Below are 15,859 nucleotides of genomic sequence, written 5' to 3' on the forward strand. Positions count from 1 at the left end.
CTCCCCCCTCGCGACCGGCGCCGGGCCGGCCCTTCGGGAGGAAGGACCGGCCCGGCGCCGCGCCGGTCTACTTGAGCTGGTCCTCGGTGTAGTAACCGGAGTCGACGAGGATCTGCTTGTAGTTGTCCTTGTAGACCACGACGGGCTCGAGCAGGTAGGACGGGACGACCTTGTTGCCGTTGTCGTAGTCGGTGGTGTTGTTCACCTCGGGCTTGCCGCCCTTGAGCACGGCGTCGGCCATCTTGACGGTGACCTCGGCGAGCTTGCGGGTGTCCTTGTAGATCGTCGCGTACTGCTCGTCGGCGATGATCGACTTCACCGAGGCGACCTCGGCGTCCTGGCCGGTGACGACCGGGTAGGGCTGGTCGGCGGTGCCGTACCCGCTGCTCTTCAGCGCGGACAGGATGCCGATGGACAGGCCGTCGTACGGCGAGAGCACGCCCTGGACCTTGGCGTCGGAGTAGGCCTTGGTGATCAGGTCCTCCATGCGCTTCTGCGCGGTGGCCGGGTCCCAGCGCAGGATGGCGACGGTCTTGAAGTCCGTCTCACCGCTCTTGACGACCAGGGTGCCCTTGTCGATGTACGGCTTGAGCACCTCCATGGCGCCGTTGTAGAAGAAGGTGGCGTTGTTGTCGTCGGGCGAGCCGGCGAAGATCTCGATGTTGAACGGGCCCTTGGCGTCGCCGTCGGAGCCGTCGGCCTTCTTCAGCCCGAGGCCCACCAGCAGCGAGGTCGCCTGCTGCACGCCGACCTTGTGGTTGTCGAAGGTGGCGTAGTAGTCGACGTTCGGGGTGTTGCGGATGAGCCGGTCGTAGGCGATCACCGGGATCTTGGCGTCGGCCGCCTGCTGCAGCTGCGTGGTGATCGCGGTGCCGTCGATCGAGGCGATGATCAGCAGCTTCGCGCCCTTGGTGATCTGGTTCTCGATCTGGTTGACCTGGGTGGGGATGTCGTTCTCCGCGTACTGCAGGTCGACCTTGTAACCCAGCTTCTCCAGGGAGCTCTTGACGTTGTCGCCGTCGTGGATCCACCGCTCGGACGACTTGGTGGGCATGGTGACGCCGACGAGGGCGCCCGTGGCCGACCCCGCGCTCGGCGCCGCCTCCTGGTCGACCGTCTTGGTGGCCGAGCCGCAGGCGGTCATCGCCAGGGCCATCGCCAGGCCGATCGGCACGGTGGCCAGCTTCGCGAGCCTCATGTTCTCTCCTTCAAGTGACGCGGACGCATTCACGGCCGCTGCGACCACGGCCCCTCCGCCGTGTCGCCCGGGTCTCTTGGTGCTCATCGGCGGTGTTAGCGTTCACATTCAGCGGCGGCGAACATACCGACGAATGTTTCAGGGGTGTGAACAGTTATCAAATGCCCAGGCAGGCCGCTAGTCAAGGTTTGTGACAGCACCGTGACATCACGGTCGGGCAGGGTGATCGGCGGGGGCATCCCGCCGGCCGCACCGGGTAGGGAGCCGCCATGAGGACGCTATGGCTCTTTGCGGACGGCGAGTGGCGGGCGAGCGCGAGCACCGGCACGATCGCCGTGGATGATCCGGCGACCGGCGAGCGCGTGGGCGAGTGCCCGCGCGGCTGCGCCGAGGACGTCGGGACCGCCGTGCGGTCGGCGCGCGCCGCCGCCCCCGGCTGGGCGCGCGTCGCCCCGGCCGAGCGCGGCGCGCGGCTGCGCCGCGCCGCCGCCCGGGTCAGGGAGCACGCCGACGAGCTGGCCCGGCTGGTGACGGCGGAGATGGGCAAGCCGCTGGCGGACGCGCGGGGCGGCGTGGAGGCCGGCGCCGGGACCCTGGAGCAGTACGCCGAGCTGGGGCCCCTGCGCGGCGGGCGCAGCCTCCAGGGCGGCTGGGGCGCGACCGACCTGATGGTCCGCGAGCCGCGCGGAGTGGTCGGCGTCATCACCCCCTGGAACGACCCGGTGGCGATCGCCTGCGGTCTGATCGGCGCCGCCCTGGTCACCGGGAACACCGTGGTGCACAAGCCCTCCGAGCGCACCCCGCACACCGGGGCCCGCCTGGTCGAACTGCTCGCCGACGACCTGCCGCCGGGTGTGCTCACCATGGTCGCGGGGGACCGGAGCGCCGGTGCGCCGCTCGCCGCCCACCCGGATCTGGACCTGCTCGCCCACGTGGGCTCCAGCGCCGCCGGGCGGGAGGTCGCCGCCGCGGCCCGGTGCCGGGTGCTGCGGGAGAACGGCGGCAAGGACCCGCTGATCGTGGACGCGGGGGTCGATCCGAAATGGGCCGCCGAGCAGGCCGCCCTGGGCTGCTTCGCCAACGCGGGCCAGATCTGCGTCTCCGTGGAGCGGATCTACGTCCACCGCTCCGTCGCCGAGCCGTTCACCACCTCCCTCGTCGCCGCGGCGGAGGCGCTGCGCACGGGCCCCGGCCTGGACGAGGCGACCACGCTCGGCCCGCTCGTCGACCGCAGGCAGCGCGAGACCGTGCACGGGCATGTGCGCGCGGCGGTCGCCGCGGGCGCGCGCCTGCTGGTCGGCGGCCGGATCCCCGACGGGCCCGGCGCCTTCTACCCGGCCACCGTGCTGGCCGACTGCACCGACGACATGGCGGTGCTGCGGGAGGAGACGTTCGGGCCGGTCGCGGCGGTCCGCGTGGTCGAGAGCTTCGACGAGGCGCTGGCCCTGGCCAACACGGGGGAGTACGGCCTGGCCGCCACGGTGCTCACCCCCTCGCTCGCCCACGTGCAGCGGGCCTGGCGCGAGCTGCGCGCGGGCACGGTGAAGGTCAACGCGGTCTTCGGAGGCGCGCCGGGCGGCGCGGCGCAGCCCCTCGGGGCGAGCGGGGAGGGCTTCGGGTACGGCCCCGAGCTGCTCGACGAGATGACCCACACCAAGGTCGTGCACATCGCCGTCCCTTGAGCCCTCCCTTGAACCGCCTCTTGAGCCGTCCTTGAACGGTCCGGGCCGTCCGCGGGTTGGGAGATTCCAGTAGCCGGAACGTGACCGCGGGCGTACGGTGAGTGCGCGAAAACCACGCCTCACTCCCCACAGGAGTCGCCCATGGGCACTTCGGACGGCCGGGTCCTCATCATCATCGTGATCGCGTCGATCGCGTTCTTCGTCGGGAGGCGCTTCCAGCGGACACGGGACACGTGGGCGGGCTGGGGGAGTGCGATCAAGGACGCGAAGACGGCGGCGGACAAGATCCCCAAGGCCAAGGCGGACGCCTGGGCCGCGGTCCGGGGCATGCTCGCGGTCGGCGTGGTCGTGCTGATCTTCTTCGCGGTGGTCGTGAACGCGCTGCGGTACGGCTGAGCGCCCCCGGCCCGCGCCGCGGCGAAACCGGCGCTCCGGTGCGGCCGGCCTCTCCGTCCGGGACCCGCCCCGGCCGAGCGCCCCGCCGGGAGCGGGTCAGGCCGACTCGCGCACCACCAGCTCCGCCGGGAGGATCACCGGATCGGCGGGACCGCCCTCCAGCAGGCGGAGCAGCAGGCGGGCGGAGGCCGCCGCCTGCTCGCCCATGGGGCTGCGCACCGTGGTGAGCGGGGGGTCGGTGTAGAGGGCGGCCTCGATGTCGTCGTAGCCCACGACGGCCACGTCGTCGGGGACCCGGCGGCCCGCCTCGCGCAGGGCCCGCAGGGCGCCGACGGCCATGAGGTCGTTGGCGGCGAACACCGCGTCCAGCGCCGGGTCGTCCTGCAGGAGCTGGCGCATGGCCGCCGCCCCGGAGGCCCGGGTGAAGTCGCCGATGGCGACGATCGACCGGCGGCCGGTGCCGCGCAGCGTGTCGCGGTAGGCGGTGAGCCTGTCCTGCGAGGCCGGCATGTCCAGCGGGCCGGAGATCGTGGCGATCCGGCGCCGCCCCCGGTCGAGCAGGTGCCGGATCGCCTGGGTGGCGCCGCCGAGGTTGTCGTTGTCGGCGAAGGGCACGTCCACCGGCGTGCCGAGCCTGCCCTGGGAGACCATCGGCAGCCCCAGCCGGGCCAGCGCGGCGGGCAGCGGGTCGGCGCCGTGCATCGACACGAGCATGACGCCGTCCACGTGCCCGGCCGAGACGAACCGCTGCACGCGCCGGTGGCTCTCGGCCGAGCCCGCGATCATCAGGACGACCTGCTTGCCCGCCGCCTCCAGCTCGCGGCTGGCGGCGCGGACGACCGCGGAGAACATCGGGTCGTCGGAGACGAGCCCGGCCGGCGGATCGGAGACGATCATGGCGATCGCGTCCGTGCGCTGGGTCACCAGGCTGCGGGCCGCGGGGTTGGGCACGTAGCCCAGCTCCTGCACGGCCCGCAGCACGAGCTCCCGGATCTCCGGGGTGACCGTGTCCTGGCCGTTGACGACCCGGGAGACGCTCGACTTGGACACTCCGGCCCGGGCGGCGACCGCCTCCAAGGTGGGTCGTTTCATGCCTTTTCGAGAACTCCGTTCCGCTGGATGACGTCGCGGTACCACAACGCGCTGTCCTTGAGGGTCCGCCGCTGGGTGCCGAAGTCGACGTGCACGATCCCGAACCTCCGGCGGTAGCCCTCGGCCCACTCGAAGTTGTCCAGCAACGACCACACGATATAGCCGCGCAGGTCCGCGCCGCCCTCGATCGCGGCGTGCACGGCGCGCAGGTGGCCGTCCAGGTAGGCGGTCCGGCGGGTGTCGCGGACCCTGCCGTCCTCCTCCACGGTGTCGTCGAAGGCCGCGCCGTTCTCGGTGACGATCAGCCCGACCCCGGGGTAGTCCGCCGAGAGCCGGAGCAGCAGCCGGGAGAGCCCGGTCGGCACGATCGGCCAGCCCATCGCGGTCAGCGGACCCTCGGCCGGGCAGAACCGCACGTCCTCGGTGCCCGGCCAGGCCGGGTTCGCCGGCTCGCCGGGGCCCGACTCCACCACGCAGGGGTTGTAGTAGTTGACCCCGACCAGGTCGATCGGCTGGCGGATGGTCTCCAGGTCGCCGTCGGCGAGATGTGCGAGCCCGCCGTGCCGTTCGACGATCTCCAGCACCTCGGCGGGGTACTCCCCGCGCAGCGCCGGGTCGAGGAACTGCCGGGTGAGCAGCGCGTCCACCCGGCGCACCGCCTCGGCGTCGGCCTCCGCGACCGGGGCCGAGGGGTCGGCCACCTGCGTGGGGGTCAGGACCGGTGCGGAGTTGACCACCAGGGAGATCTCCCGCGCTCCGGCCGCGCGCAGCGCCCGCGCCGCCAGGCCGTGGCCGAGCAGCAGGTGGTGGGCGGCGCGGAAGGCGGCCGCCGGGTCCCGCTCGCCCGGCGCGTGCACGCCGGAGGCGTAGCCCAGGAAGGCCGAGACCCACGGCTCGTTCAGCGTGGTCCAGTGCGCGACGCGGTCGCCCAGCCGGGCGTGCACGCGTTCGGCGTACTCGGCGAACCGGTGGGCGGTGTCGCGGTCGGCCCAGCCGCCGCGCTCCTGGAGGGCCTGCGGCAGGTCCCAGTGGTAGAGCGTCGTGTACGGGGTGATGCCCGCCGCGAGCAGCTCGTCGACGAGCCGGTCGTAGAAGGCGAGCCCCCGCGGATCGGCCGGGCCCGTGCCGTCGGCCTGGATCCGGGGCCAGGCCACCGAGAAGCGGTAGGCGTGCAGGCCCAGCTCGCCCATGAGCCGCACGTCCTCGGCGTAGCGGTGGTAGTGGTCGCAGGCTACGTCGCCGGTGTCGCCGCCGGCCACCTTGCCGGGCGTGTGGGAGAAGGCGTCCCAGATGGACCGGCCGCGGCCGTCCTCCTCCGCCGCCCCCTCGATCTGGTAGGACGCCGTCGCGGCGCCCCAGACGAAGCCTGCGGGGAAGTCCGCCCGCCCTTCGGTGAGGAGCGAAGGCGCGGTCCCCCGAGCGTTGACGACGGTCATCTTGACTCCTTCGTAGATGCCCCGGCCTTCAGGCCGGGACGAAAACGGAACTCCTGCCGAGCAGGGCAGGAAAAGCCGGTCCGCCGCCAGAGCGGACCGCGGAGCCTGCGGCACGGTCCGCGGGAAGCTGCCGTTGAACGTCCGGGAGTGGACGTGCGACTGCGGCGCGGTGCATGACCGTGACGTGAACGCGGCACGCAACATCCTGGCCGCCGGGCTGGCGGCGTCTGCCTGTGGAGATGGTGTGAGACCTCAACGGGAGTCCTCCCGGACGGGGCGGCCGTCGGTGAAGCAGGAACCCCAGCGGGCGACCGCTGGAACCCCCCGCCTTTAGGGCGGGGGAGGAAGTCAACCCTTGACGGCTCCTTGCATGATTCCTCCGATGATCTGCTTGCCGAGCAGGCCGAAGACGATGACCAGCGGCAGCGTGCCGAGCGCGGTGCCGGCCAGGCCGAGCACGTAGTCGTTGACGTAGCCGGCGGCCAGCGTGGACAGGGCGACCTGGACCGTCGGGTTCTCCGGGGTCAGGACGACCAGCGGCCAGAAGTAGTCGTTCCAGGCCGACATGAAGGTGAGCATGCCGAGGACGGCCGCGGCGGGGCGGGCGACGGGGAGCACCACGTGCCAGAACAGGCCCCAGGTGGTGCAGCCGTCGACCCGGCCGGCCTCCAGCAGCTCGGTCGGCAGGGCCCGCGACAGGTACTGCGTCATGAAGAAGACGCCGAACGCGTTGACCAGCGCGGGCACGATCAGCGCGTACAGCGTGCCGGTCCACTCCAGCTTCACCATGAGCATGTAGAGCGGGATGATGCCGAGCTGGGTCGGGACCATCATGGTCGCCACGGTGAGCAGCAGCAGCGCGTTCCTGCCGCGGAAGCGCAGCTTGGCGAAGGCGAACCCGGCCAGGGTGGAGAAGAACATCACCGCCAGGGCGATGGACCCGGCCACGATGACGGAGTTGGCCAGCGCCAGGGCGAAGGGCACGGTGTCGAAGACGCGGGCGACGTTGGCGAAGAAGTTCCCGCCGGGCACCAGCGGAGGCGGCACGTCCGCCAGCGCCGCGTTGTCGCGGGAGGCCACCACGACGCTGTAGTAGAGCGGGAGCGCGGAGAAGAACGCCACCGCCAGCAGGGTGAGGTAGGTGAGCCGGCGGGCGCCGTCGAAGCGGCGGCGGCCCGTTCCGGTCGCGGCGGGCGCCTTGGGCGGCCCGGGTGCCGGGGACGTCGGGGACGCGGGGGACATCGGCTGGGCGGTCACGTCAGACCTCCCTTCGCGCGGCGGGTGAGCAGGTAGTTGACGCCGGCGACCAGGATGATGAAGAGGAACATCATCCAGGAGATGGCCGAGGCGTAGCCGAAGTCGAGCCGGGTGAAGTTCTCGTAGATGAGCAGCGAGAGCGTCTGGTACTGCCGGTCCACGCCGCCGGTGACCATGTAGGAGCCGAACAGCAGCGGCTCGGCCAGGACCTGCATGGCGCCGATCGTCGAGGTGATGACGACGAAGACGATCGTCGGCTTGATCATCGGGATGGTGATCCTGCGCAGCTGGGTGAGCCCGCTCGCGCCGTCGAGGGTGGCGGCCTCGTACAGCTCGCGCGGTACGGCCTGCATCGCGGCCAGGAAGATCAGCGCGTTGTAGCCCGTCCACCGCCACATGATCATGACGGAGATGGCGGCGTGCGAGCTGGCCACGCCCTCGTTCCAGGCGACGCCCCCCACCCCGAACCAGGAGAGCATCCAGTTGATCATGCCGAAGTCCCGGCCGAACAGCTGGCTGAAGATCACCACCACCGCGACCACGCTGGTCACGTTGGGCAGCAGCAGCGTGATGCGCAGGAAGGTCTGCGCCCGCAGCGGCCGGTTGAGCAGGTGGGCCAGCCAGATGGCCAGCAGCAGCTGCGGGACCGTGGACAGCACCCCGATGGACAGGGTGTTGAAGGCGGCGTTCCAGAAGTAGTCGTCGGCGAGCAGCGTCCTGAAGTTCTCCAGGCCGACGAAGGCGTGCTCGTCCTCCAGCAGCGTCCACTCGTGCAGGCTCACCCAGGCGGTGTAGGCCAGGGGGAAGAGCCCGAAGGCGGAGAACAGCAGGAAGAAGGGGGCCACGTAGGCGTAGGGCGAGGCCCTGGTGTCGAGCTGGTGGACCAGGTGGCGGCGGAGGCCGCGGCGGGCCCGCACCGGTCTGCCCGGTGGGGCGGCCGCCGGGCGGTCCGGTGCGCGCGTGGCCATGGCGGCTCCTCTCGGAGACTCGGGTACGGGTTACTTGATCTTCTCGACGTCCCTGAGCGCCTGCGCCCAGGCCTCGTCGGGCTTCTGCTTGCCCTGCTCGATCCGCTGGAGGCCGTCGCCGAACGCCTTGAGGATGTCACCGGCCTTGGGGCCCACCTTCTGCGGCTTGAGCGCCTTGGCCGCGTCGGTGAAGATCTTCCCGATCGGGGCGTTGCCGAAGTACGGGTTGACGAACTCGGCGACGGCCGGGTCGTCGTACAGCTCGGGCAGCGAGGGCAGCGCGCTGGCCTCCTTGAAGAGCTTGATCTGGCTCTCCTTGCCGGTCAGCAGGTCGATCAGCTCGGCGGCCTCCTTGGGGTGCTTGCTCTGCTTGGGCACCATCAGGTGGGTGCCGCCCTGGTTGCCGCCGCCGCCGGGCACCGCGGCGATGTCCCAGGCGCCCTCACCGGGCTTCTGGTCCTTGATCGTGCCGGTCTTCCACGCGGGGCAGACCATGGTGGCGAAGCTGCCCTTGACGATGCCGGTGTTCCACGGCGGGGTGAAGGCGGGGAGCTTGGCGGACAGGCCCGCGTCGATCATCTTGACGGACAGGTCGAAGGCCTTCTTCACCTCCGGGTTGGTCCCGGCGATGACGTTGTACTGGTCGTCGTAGTAGCCGGTCGGGGCCTGGTCGACCATGGCGCGGAAGTGCTCGCCGGGGCCGTCGGTGAACTTGGCGCCGGGCACGTTCGCGGCGGTGAACTTCTTGCCCGCCTCGATGTACTGCTCCCAGGTCGGCCAGAGCGCCGAGACCTCGTCGCGGTCGGTGGGCAGGCCGGCCTTCTCGAACAGGTCGGGGCGGTAGCACATGGCCAGGCCGCCGACGTCGGTGCCCAGGCCCATGAGGGAGGAGCCGTCGTTGGAGACCCCCTGCTGCCACTTCCAGTCGAGGTACTCGCCCTGCCGCTTGTCCAGGCCGAACTGCTTGAGGTCGTGGAACTTGCCGGGGTTGGGGGTGAAGGCGCCGACGTAGCCGCCCTCGACGGCGACGACGTCCGCGGCTCCGGCCCCGGTGGCCAGCTGGGTGATGAGGTTGGTGTGGTGGTCGTTGAACTGCGCGCGCCGCTCCACGATCTCCACGTTGGGGTGGGTCTTCTTGAACTCCTCGTACAGCGGCGCGTAGTGGAAGTCGCTGAACAGCGCGACGGTCAGCTTGATCTTCTCGGCCGGCGCGCCGGAGCCGCCCGCGGAGGCGGTGCCGGTGTCGCCGCTGCCGCAGGCGGCCACGCTCACGGTCAGCGCGACCGCGGCGAGCATCGGGGCGAGGGGGCGGAGCTTGCCCATGGAACCCTCCCAGGGTCCTTATAAATGATCATGAAGAGAGCGCTCCCTGGAGAGGTTGTTCTCTCCCGAGCCCTCTGTCAACGGTCCGGCGCATAACGATCGCCGTTACCGAGCGGCTCCGGAGGGTTCTAGTTGAGAAAACGCTCCCTCGGATTTCTGTGGACAGTCCCAGTTCAAGAGGCGGTTTCGAAGCGGACGTGAGTTATGGGGGAGCGCTCCCACGAGTGCGTGGATCATTTCCAGTGGGAGCGCCGATCATCGCGGGGCGGCCGGCGGCGTACTTGACATCCCGGCGGCCGAGGGGGAACCTCTGCTGCGAGAGCGCTCCCTGATCTGCCGCCCGTCTGCGAGGAGGTGCCGTGCGGCCGCCTCGAGACTCCGGCCGCGTGTCGCTCCCGCTCATCACGTCGGCCTGAGCCGCCGCGCCGCTCCCGGCGCGGATGCCCGCCGGCCGCGTCCGCCGGTGACGGCTCCGGTGGCCGGGCCCTTCCCCGGGCCGCCGGTCCCGCCCCGGGGCGCCGTTCCGCGACGGTGTCCCGGGGTATCACCGTTGATATGACCAGAGAACCGGACGAATTAGCTCATTTCAACCCATTCGATCTACTCGATGCCGAGGCGGAGCGGCTGGACCGCCACTTCTCCCGGCTCGGGGCGGAGGCGTGGAACCTCCCCTCCCGGTGCGAGGGCTGGTCGGTGCGCGACGTCCTGGCCCACCTGGCCGGGGAGGAGCTGTACAACCACGCCTGCCTGGACGACGACGTCGGCGGGTTCTTCGCGATGCTCGCCCGCGAGGGCGTCGAGGGCGGCCTGGCGGGCTTCAACGACTGGTGCGTACGGCGCCGCCGCGGCCTGCCGGTGGAGGACGTGCTCACCGAGTGGCGGCACCGCAACGCGGAGACGCGCCGGCGGATGCGCGCGCTCGGCCGCGACGCGGTGCTGCCGACCGCGGCCGGGCCGTACCCGGTGGGCCTGCAGGCCTTCCACTACGCCTCCGAGTACGCCACCCACGCCGACGACGTGCGGGCGCCCGTGGGGGAGGACGAGACCGACCACCGGATCTGGTGGCGGACCGAGGTGGGCGTGTTCGCGCTCGCCGAACGGGACCCGGCGGTCCAGGTCGAGGTGACCGCCGAGCGCATCTGGGTGTGCGCGCACGGGGTGTGCGCCCAGGTGCCGGCGCCGGTCTTCGTCGAGGCCACGGTCGGCCGGCTGCCGGACGGCCTTCCGCTCGACCGGGGGCTGGGGGACGCGTTCGACCGCGAGCTCCGCTCCGAACTGCGTTGCCTGGCGTGATCGGAGGCGCTTTGCCGAGTCTTATCCGGTTTCGAAGGATCGTTCGGAGGTCGGCGGGAACGAGAACTGTCCGGCAACCGATCGCGCGGCGGGAGATCCCGCGGTGAGGAGGCGTCCCATGGCACTCATCGAACGAGAATGCGTCCGGCAGCTGCTGGAGTCGTCCGACCCGGAAGCGGCGCTGGTCTTCGTCCGCGGGGACTGCGTGGTCCTGCCGGAGGACCGGATCGACGACGAGCACCGCAGGCTGGTCGTCGCGCGCCGCCGCGACCTGGACCGCTTCCTCGGCGGCGGCACGATCACCGAGCAGCAGGTGGACCTGCTGGCCGAGCGGCTCGACAACGCCGTCCGGGACCTCGGCGCCTGAGGACGCCCGGATACGCCCGCGACGGCCGGTACGCCCGGAGGCGCCGGACGGCCGGAGGGCTGCGGAGCCGTTCCGGGGGAGCCGAGGGGGAACCGGCCCGGGCCGGGCGGCCGAGGCGCGGCCGGCTCAGCTCGCCGTGGGCTGCGAGGCGGCCGGGGAGGTGCGGCCGAGCAGGAACTCCTCCATCACGAGGGTGGCCGCCCCCAGCGCCACCGCGTCGGGGCCGAGGCGGCCCAGCACGATGGAGGCGGTCTCGTACGGCTGCGTCAGGGAGTTCTCGGCGGCGGCCTGCCTGATCCTCGTCATCCGGTGCTGCCCCAGCAGGAGCCCGGCCCACCCGCCGATGACGATGCGCTCGGGGTTGAACAGGTTGATCAGGTTGGCCAGGCCCGCTCCGAGGTAGTCGGCCGCCTCGTCGACGACGGGATGGCCCGAGGCGACCAGCTCGGCCAGGGCCGCCTGCTCGTCGACTGTCCCGGCGGGCATCCCGGCGCGCGACAGGATGCTCTCGGCCCCGATGTAGGCCTCCAGGCAGCCCCGGCCCCCGCAGCGGCAGGCCCGGCCCCGGAATTCGATCTTGGTGTGCCCCCACTCGCCGGCGCTGCTGTTGGCGCCGCGGTAGGTGATGCCGTCGGTGATGATGCTGGCCCCGGCCCCGGAGCCGATCAGCGCGACGATGGTGTGGCGGGTCCCGCGCCCGGCGCCGAACCAGAGCTCGGCCTGGCCCATCGTCTTGGCGCCGTTGTCGACGTAGAGGGGGAGCCGGGTGCCCGCGCGCAGGAGCGTGCCCAGGGGCACCGCGTCCCAGCCGAAGGTCTGCGCGTGGATGAGCGCCTCCGGCCCGCTCTCCACGATGCCGGGCACGCCGATGCCCACGCCCAGGACCCGGCCGGGGTCGACGCCGCTGCCGGCCAGGACGGTCTCGATGCCGGACAGGATGTGCTCGGCGACCAGACCGACGTCGTGCCGGGACGGGTGCAGGGGGTGGTCGGCCTTGGCGCGCTCGTTCATGTCGAGGTCGAACAGCTCGACGCGCACGTGGGTCTCGCCGACGTCCACCCCGATGGCGTAGCCGAACTCCGGGTCGACGCGGAGCAGCACCCGGGGGCGCCCGCCGTCGGACTCGACCAGGCCGGCCTCCACGACGACGCCGTCGGCGATGAGGTCGCCGGTCACGTTGCTGACCGAGGCGGCGCTCAGGCCGGTCAGCCGGGTGAGCTCGTGACGGCTGGTGGGCCCGGCGAAGTAGAGCGTCCGCAGCAGCACCGCCCGGTTCCCCTTGCGGAGGTCGCGTACCGTCCTGCGTTCGGGCCTGACCATGGTCTTCCTTCCCCCGGAGCTGCGGCCATGTTAGATCAGGCCGTGAAGTAAGTCATCCGGTGCCTGGCGCGGACGACGCCCCGCCGACTATGCCGGGTCCGGGCTCCCGGCGGCATGCCGCGCGCTGCGTTACCGAAGTGTTCCCAATCACATTCTATCTTTTTTTAAGGTTTGCACTATCTTGTGAGAGGTCTCCAGGAGCGCCTTGAGCTGTGGTGATACGCCACCGTGCGGGCGCGCAGCGCCGCCTCACACCCCCCGAAGGAGAATCACAATGGTCAGGAGAACACGCGGGGCCCTCGTGGCCGCGGCGATGGTGGCGGGGCTCGCCGCCTGCGGGAGCGGCGGCGCCGCGGAGCACGGCAGGACGCTGACGTTCTGGACGTTCCAGCCGCTCACCCCGCAGGGCGGGCAGATCCTGGAGAGGCTCCGGACGGACTTCGAGAAGGCCAACGGCGTCACGGTCAAGCTCGTCCAGATCCCCAAGGACGACTACAACACCAAGCTGGGCACCGCGATCGCCAGCAAGAACGTCCCCGACGGCGGCTACCTCGACCAGCCGCTGGTCTCCCGGTACGCGCTGGACGGCACGATCCTCCAGGTGCCCGCCGGGACGATCGACGAGAAGGAGTTCTACGCCGGAGGCCTGGAGACCAACAAGGTCGGTGGCAGGCTCTACGGCGTCCCCCTCGACATCACCACGGTCGGGCTCTACTACAACAAGAAGCTCGTGCCCACCCCGCCCAGGACCTGGGACGAGCTCAAGCAGGCCGCCGAGAGCGTGCACAGGGCGGACCCGAAGACCGCCGGCATCGTGGTGCCCAAGGGCGACGGCTACGGCGCCTGGATGTGGCCCGGCTTCGTGGCCGGCGCGGGCGGCACCCTCGTCGACGAGAAGGCGAAGAAGGTCACCTTCGACGAGCAGCCCGCCGTCGACGCCCTGCAGCTCTGGGTGGACCTGCTGAAGTCCTCCCCGCGGAGCATCACCGACGCCGACAAGGCGTTCGAGAACGGCCTGGCGGCCATGACGATCAGCGGCCCGTGGGACATCTCCACCATCCGGGACCAGTTCCCGGACCTGGACTTCGGCGTCGCGCCCCTGCCGTACAAGAATGAGCCCGCCAGCAACATCGGCGGCGAGAACGCCGTGGTCTTCACCGGCACGAAGAACGCCGACCTGGCCTGGAAGTGGCTCAAGCACCTGACCGCCCCCGACAGCAGCGTCGCGCTCGCCGAGGCGGTCGGCGGCTACCCGGCCAACATCGAGGGGGCCGGGATCGCGGCGGCCAAGATGGGACCCGAGCACGCGGTCTTCATCGAGGCGCTCAAGGCCACGCGCGCCCGGCCCGCCGTGCCGCAGTGGATCCAGATCAACGACGAGATCATCGCTCCGGCCCTGGAGTCGGCCCTCACCGGCAAGGTCGCGCCCAGGCAGGCGCTGAGCGAGGCGGGTGCCAAGGCCCGCACGCTGCTCGGCTGGAACGGCTGACCGGCCCGCCGGCGGACCCGACGCGAGAGAGGCAGATCCCGTGGCATCTCCGGTGCCGGCCGCAAGGCCCACCGCGGCGCCCGACCCCGGACGGCGCCGGCGCCGCCCGGGGACCGGGCGCCGCGACCATCTCGTCGGATGGCTCCTGGTCACTCCGGCGGTGGTGTACTTCGCCGTCTTCCTGCTCTATCCCGCGCTCTCGGCGCTGTACTACAGCTTCACCGACTGGGACTTGCGCAGCGAGGCGAACTGGGTGGGCCTGGCCAACTACGCCGACCTGTTCACCGACGACGTCAAGTACCCGCACTTCTGGAAGTCGGTGCGGGTCACCCTCCAGTACACGCTGATCGCGGTGCCGCTGACGCTGGGCACCGCCCTGGCACAGGCACTGCTGGTCAACGCGGTCCGCCGCGGCTCCAACGTGTTCCGGCTGCTGCTGTTCCTGCCGGTGGTCACCGCCGAGGCGGCGGTCGGAGCCATCTGGCGCTGGCTCTACGACCCGCAGTACGGCCTGATCAACAGTGTGCTGGGGCTGTTCGGGGTCCCGCCGCAGAACTGGCTCAACACCCCGGAACTGGTCATCCCGGCGCTCGCGTTCATCGCCGCCTGGCAGTGCGGCATCTCGATGATCATCTACCTGGCGGGGCTGAAGGGCATCCCCGCCTCGATCACCGAGGCGGCGACCATCGACGGCGCGGGACCGGTGCAGCGGTTCCGGAAGGTGGTGTTCCCGATGCTCCGGCCCACCACCTTCTACCTGCTGGTCACCGGGGTGATCGCGGCGCTGCAGGTGTTCGGCCTGGTCTACGTGATCTTCTCGGGCGGCGGCGGCAAGGGCGCCGCGGGCGGCCCTGAGCAGTCGGGCCTGGCCTACGTCCTGCACCTGTACCTGTTCGCGTTCCGCTACGACGCGATGGGTGCGGCCTGCGCCATGTCGTTCATCCTGCTCGTCTTCATCATGATCATCACCGCCGTGCAGTTCAGGTTCGTCAAGCAGGAGGCGGCGTGAACGCCGTTACATCAAGGACGCCGGGAACACCGGGAACACCGGGAACACCGGGAACGCCGGGAACGCCGGGGACACAGAGCGCACCGGGGAGGCCGGGACCGCCGGGGAGGTCCGGGACGCCGGCGGGGCCGGTCCGGTCCCGGCTGAGGCTCGCCCCCGTCTACGCGGCCCTCGTGGCGCTCGCGGCCGTCGCGGTCGTCCCGTTCGTCTGGATGCTCGCGACCTCCTTCAAGCACGGCCCGGACATCTACACCAAGGTGCCCAGCCTGCTGCCGCTGGACCGCAGGACGGGGGAGTGGTCCCCCACCCTGGAGAACTACTCCTACGTCCTCGACATCAGCGGCTTCGGCCAGGCGTTCCTCAACAGCCTCTGGGTCTGCCTCGTCCTGGTACCCGGCAAGCTGCTCCTGGACGCCTTCGCCGCCTACGCTTTCGCGCGCATTCCCTTCCCCGGGCGGGACAGGCTCTTCGTCGTCCTGCTCGCCGGGATGATGGTGCCCACGATCACGCTGCTGGTGCCCAGGGTCCACGTCACCCAGCAGCTCGGCATGTTCGACTCGCCCTGGGGCCTGATCGTGCCCAACCTGGTCTCGGTGCTGGACGTCTTCCTGCTCCGGCAGTTCTTCCGCTCCCTGCCGGCCGAGCTGGAGGAGGCCGCGCTCATCGACGGGGCCGGCCGGATGCAGATCTTCTGGCGGATCATCCTGCCGCTCTCCAAGCCGGTGCTCGCGGTCGTCACGATCACCAGCTTCATCTTCCACTGGAACGACCTGGTCTGGCCGCTGGTCGTGCTCAACAGCCCCGACCTGTACACGCTGCCGCTCGCGCTGCAGCAGCTCACCAGCCAGTGGGCGGGCCGCGCCTACTACATCATGGCCGGCGCCTCGCTGGCCGTCGTCCCCGTGGTCATCGTCCTGCTGGTCTTCCAGCGGCGCATCCTGGCCGGCATCGCGTTCACCGGCCTGAAGTCGTAGGCCCCGGTGCCGCCGGATCCGGCGGCACCGGCCCGGCCCGCCGTACCCGCCGGCC

The 15,859-nt window shown here is 71.3% G+C and carries 14 protein-coding genes and 1 pseudogene; 8 read left to right on the top strand and 7 right to left on the bottom strand.

The window, feature by feature from the left end; all coding sequences use genetic code 11:
* Positions 1–67: 67 nt before the first annotated feature.
* On the bottom strand, positions 68–1,198 hold the full coding sequence (gene chvE / locus IEZ07_RS00530) for a multiple monosaccharide ABC transporter substrate-binding protein (RefSeq protein WP_191892976.1): 1,131 nt from the start codon (positions 1,196–1,198) through the stop codon (positions 68–70).
* A gap of 269 nt (positions 1,199–1,467) precedes the next feature.
* Between chvE and IEZ07_RS00535 the strand changes: the two genes are divergently transcribed.
* Together IEZ07_RS00535 and IEZ07_RS00540 are read left to right on the top strand one after the other, a co-directional pair.
* Complete coding sequence (locus tag IEZ07_RS00535) at positions 1,468–2,880, top strand: aldehyde dehydrogenase family protein (protein ID WP_191892977.1); 1,413 nt, start codon at positions 1,468–1,470, stop codon at positions 2,878–2,880.
* A gap of 141 nt (positions 2,881–3,021) precedes the next feature.
* Positions 3,022–3,276 (top strand): hypothetical protein, encoded by a 255-nt coding sequence (locus tag IEZ07_RS00540; RefSeq protein ID WP_191892978.1) that lies wholly within the window; start codon positions 3,022–3,024, stop codon positions 3,274–3,276.
* A gap of 96 nt (positions 3,277–3,372) precedes the next feature.
* On the opposite strand, the gene IEZ07_RS00545 is transcribed toward IEZ07_RS00540, so the two are convergent.
* Positions 3,373–4,368, bottom strand: coding sequence for a LacI family DNA-binding transcriptional regulator (locus tag IEZ07_RS00545; RefSeq protein WP_191892979.1), 996 nt, complete (start codon positions 4,366–4,368; stop codon positions 3,373–3,375).
* Positions 4,365–5,804, bottom strand: a complete 1,440-nt coding sequence (locus tag IEZ07_RS00550; RefSeq protein WP_191892980.1) for a GH1 family beta-glucosidase — start codon at positions 5,802–5,804, stop codon at positions 4,365–4,367. Before IEZ07_RS00550 ends, IEZ07_RS00545 begins: the two co-directional genes overlap by 4 nt.
* Before the next feature lie 100 nt (positions 5,805–5,904).
* On the opposite strand from IEZ07_RS00550, the pseudogene IEZ07_RS00555 reads away from it, so the two are divergent.
* Positions 5,905–6,138, top strand: a pseudogene (locus IEZ07_RS00555) (zinc ribbon domain-containing protein); the annotation flags it as partial.
* A gap of 14 nt (positions 6,139–6,152) precedes the next feature.
* Here the strand turns inward: IEZ07_RS00555 and IEZ07_RS00560 are convergent.
* Genes IEZ07_RS00560 through IEZ07_RS00570 form a run of 3 tightly spaced genes read right to left on the bottom strand, consistent with a single transcriptional unit; the run spans position 6,153 to position 9,352 of the window.
* On the bottom strand, positions 6,153–7,061 hold the full coding sequence (locus IEZ07_RS00560; protein ID WP_231647290.1) for a carbohydrate ABC transporter permease: 909 nt from the start codon (positions 7,059–7,061) through the stop codon (positions 6,153–6,155).
* Entirely contained in the window at positions 7,058–8,029 is a 972-nt protein-coding gene (locus IEZ07_RS00565) for a carbohydrate ABC transporter permease (protein ID WP_191892981.1), read from the bottom strand. The genes IEZ07_RS00560 and IEZ07_RS00565 overlap by 4 nt, the downstream gene beginning before the upstream one ends.
* 30 nt (positions 8,030–8,059) lie before the next feature.
* Positions 8,060–9,352, bottom strand: coding sequence for an ABC transporter substrate-binding protein (locus IEZ07_RS00570; protein WP_191892982.1), 1,293 nt, complete (start codon positions 9,350–9,352; stop codon positions 8,060–8,062).
* Between the two features lie 555 nt (positions 9,353–9,907).
* Here IEZ07_RS00570 and IEZ07_RS00575 point away from each other — a divergent pair.
* Complete coding sequence (locus IEZ07_RS00575) at positions 9,908–10,645, top strand: maleylpyruvate isomerase family mycothiol-dependent enzyme (RefSeq protein WP_191892983.1); 738 nt, start codon at positions 9,908–9,910, stop codon at positions 10,643–10,645.
* Positions 10,646–10,763: 118 nt separating this feature from the next.
* Entirely contained in the window at positions 10,764–11,012 is a 249-nt protein-coding gene (locus tag IEZ07_RS00580) for a hypothetical protein (RefSeq protein ID WP_191892984.1), read from the top strand.
* 126 nt (positions 11,013–11,138) lie between these two features.
* On the opposite strand, the gene IEZ07_RS00585 is transcribed toward IEZ07_RS00580, so the two are convergent.
* Complete coding sequence (locus tag IEZ07_RS00585) at positions 11,139–12,332, bottom strand: ROK family protein (RefSeq protein ID WP_191892985.1); 1,194 nt, start codon at positions 12,330–12,332, stop codon at positions 11,139–11,141.
* Positions 12,333–12,606: 274 nt separating this feature from the next.
* Here IEZ07_RS00585 and IEZ07_RS00590 point away from each other — a divergent pair, with 274 nt between their 5' ends.
* The 3 genes from IEZ07_RS00590 (at position 12,607) to IEZ07_RS00600 (ending at position 15,804) form a co-directional block, all read left to right on the top strand.
* Positions 12,607–13,821, top strand: coding sequence for an ABC transporter substrate-binding protein (locus IEZ07_RS00590; RefSeq protein WP_191892986.1), 1,215 nt, complete (start codon positions 12,607–12,609; stop codon positions 13,819–13,821).
* Positions 13,822–13,861: 40 nt separating this feature from the next.
* Positions 13,862–14,830 (top strand): carbohydrate ABC transporter permease, encoded by a 969-nt coding sequence (locus IEZ07_RS00595; RefSeq protein ID WP_191892987.1) that lies wholly within the window; start codon positions 13,862–13,864, stop codon positions 14,828–14,830.
* Between the two features lie 173 nt (positions 14,831–15,003).
* A complete protein-coding gene (locus IEZ07_RS00600; RefSeq protein WP_191892988.1) occupies positions 15,004–15,804 on the top strand; it encodes a carbohydrate ABC transporter permease in 801 nt (266 codons plus the stop codon).
* Positions 15,805–15,859 lie beyond the last annotated feature (55 nt).

This window comes from Planomonospora parontospora (assembly GCA_014647935.1).
Taxonomy (GTDB): Bacteria; Actinomycetota; Actinomycetes; order Streptosporangiales; family Streptosporangiaceae; genus Planomonospora; species Planomonospora parontospora.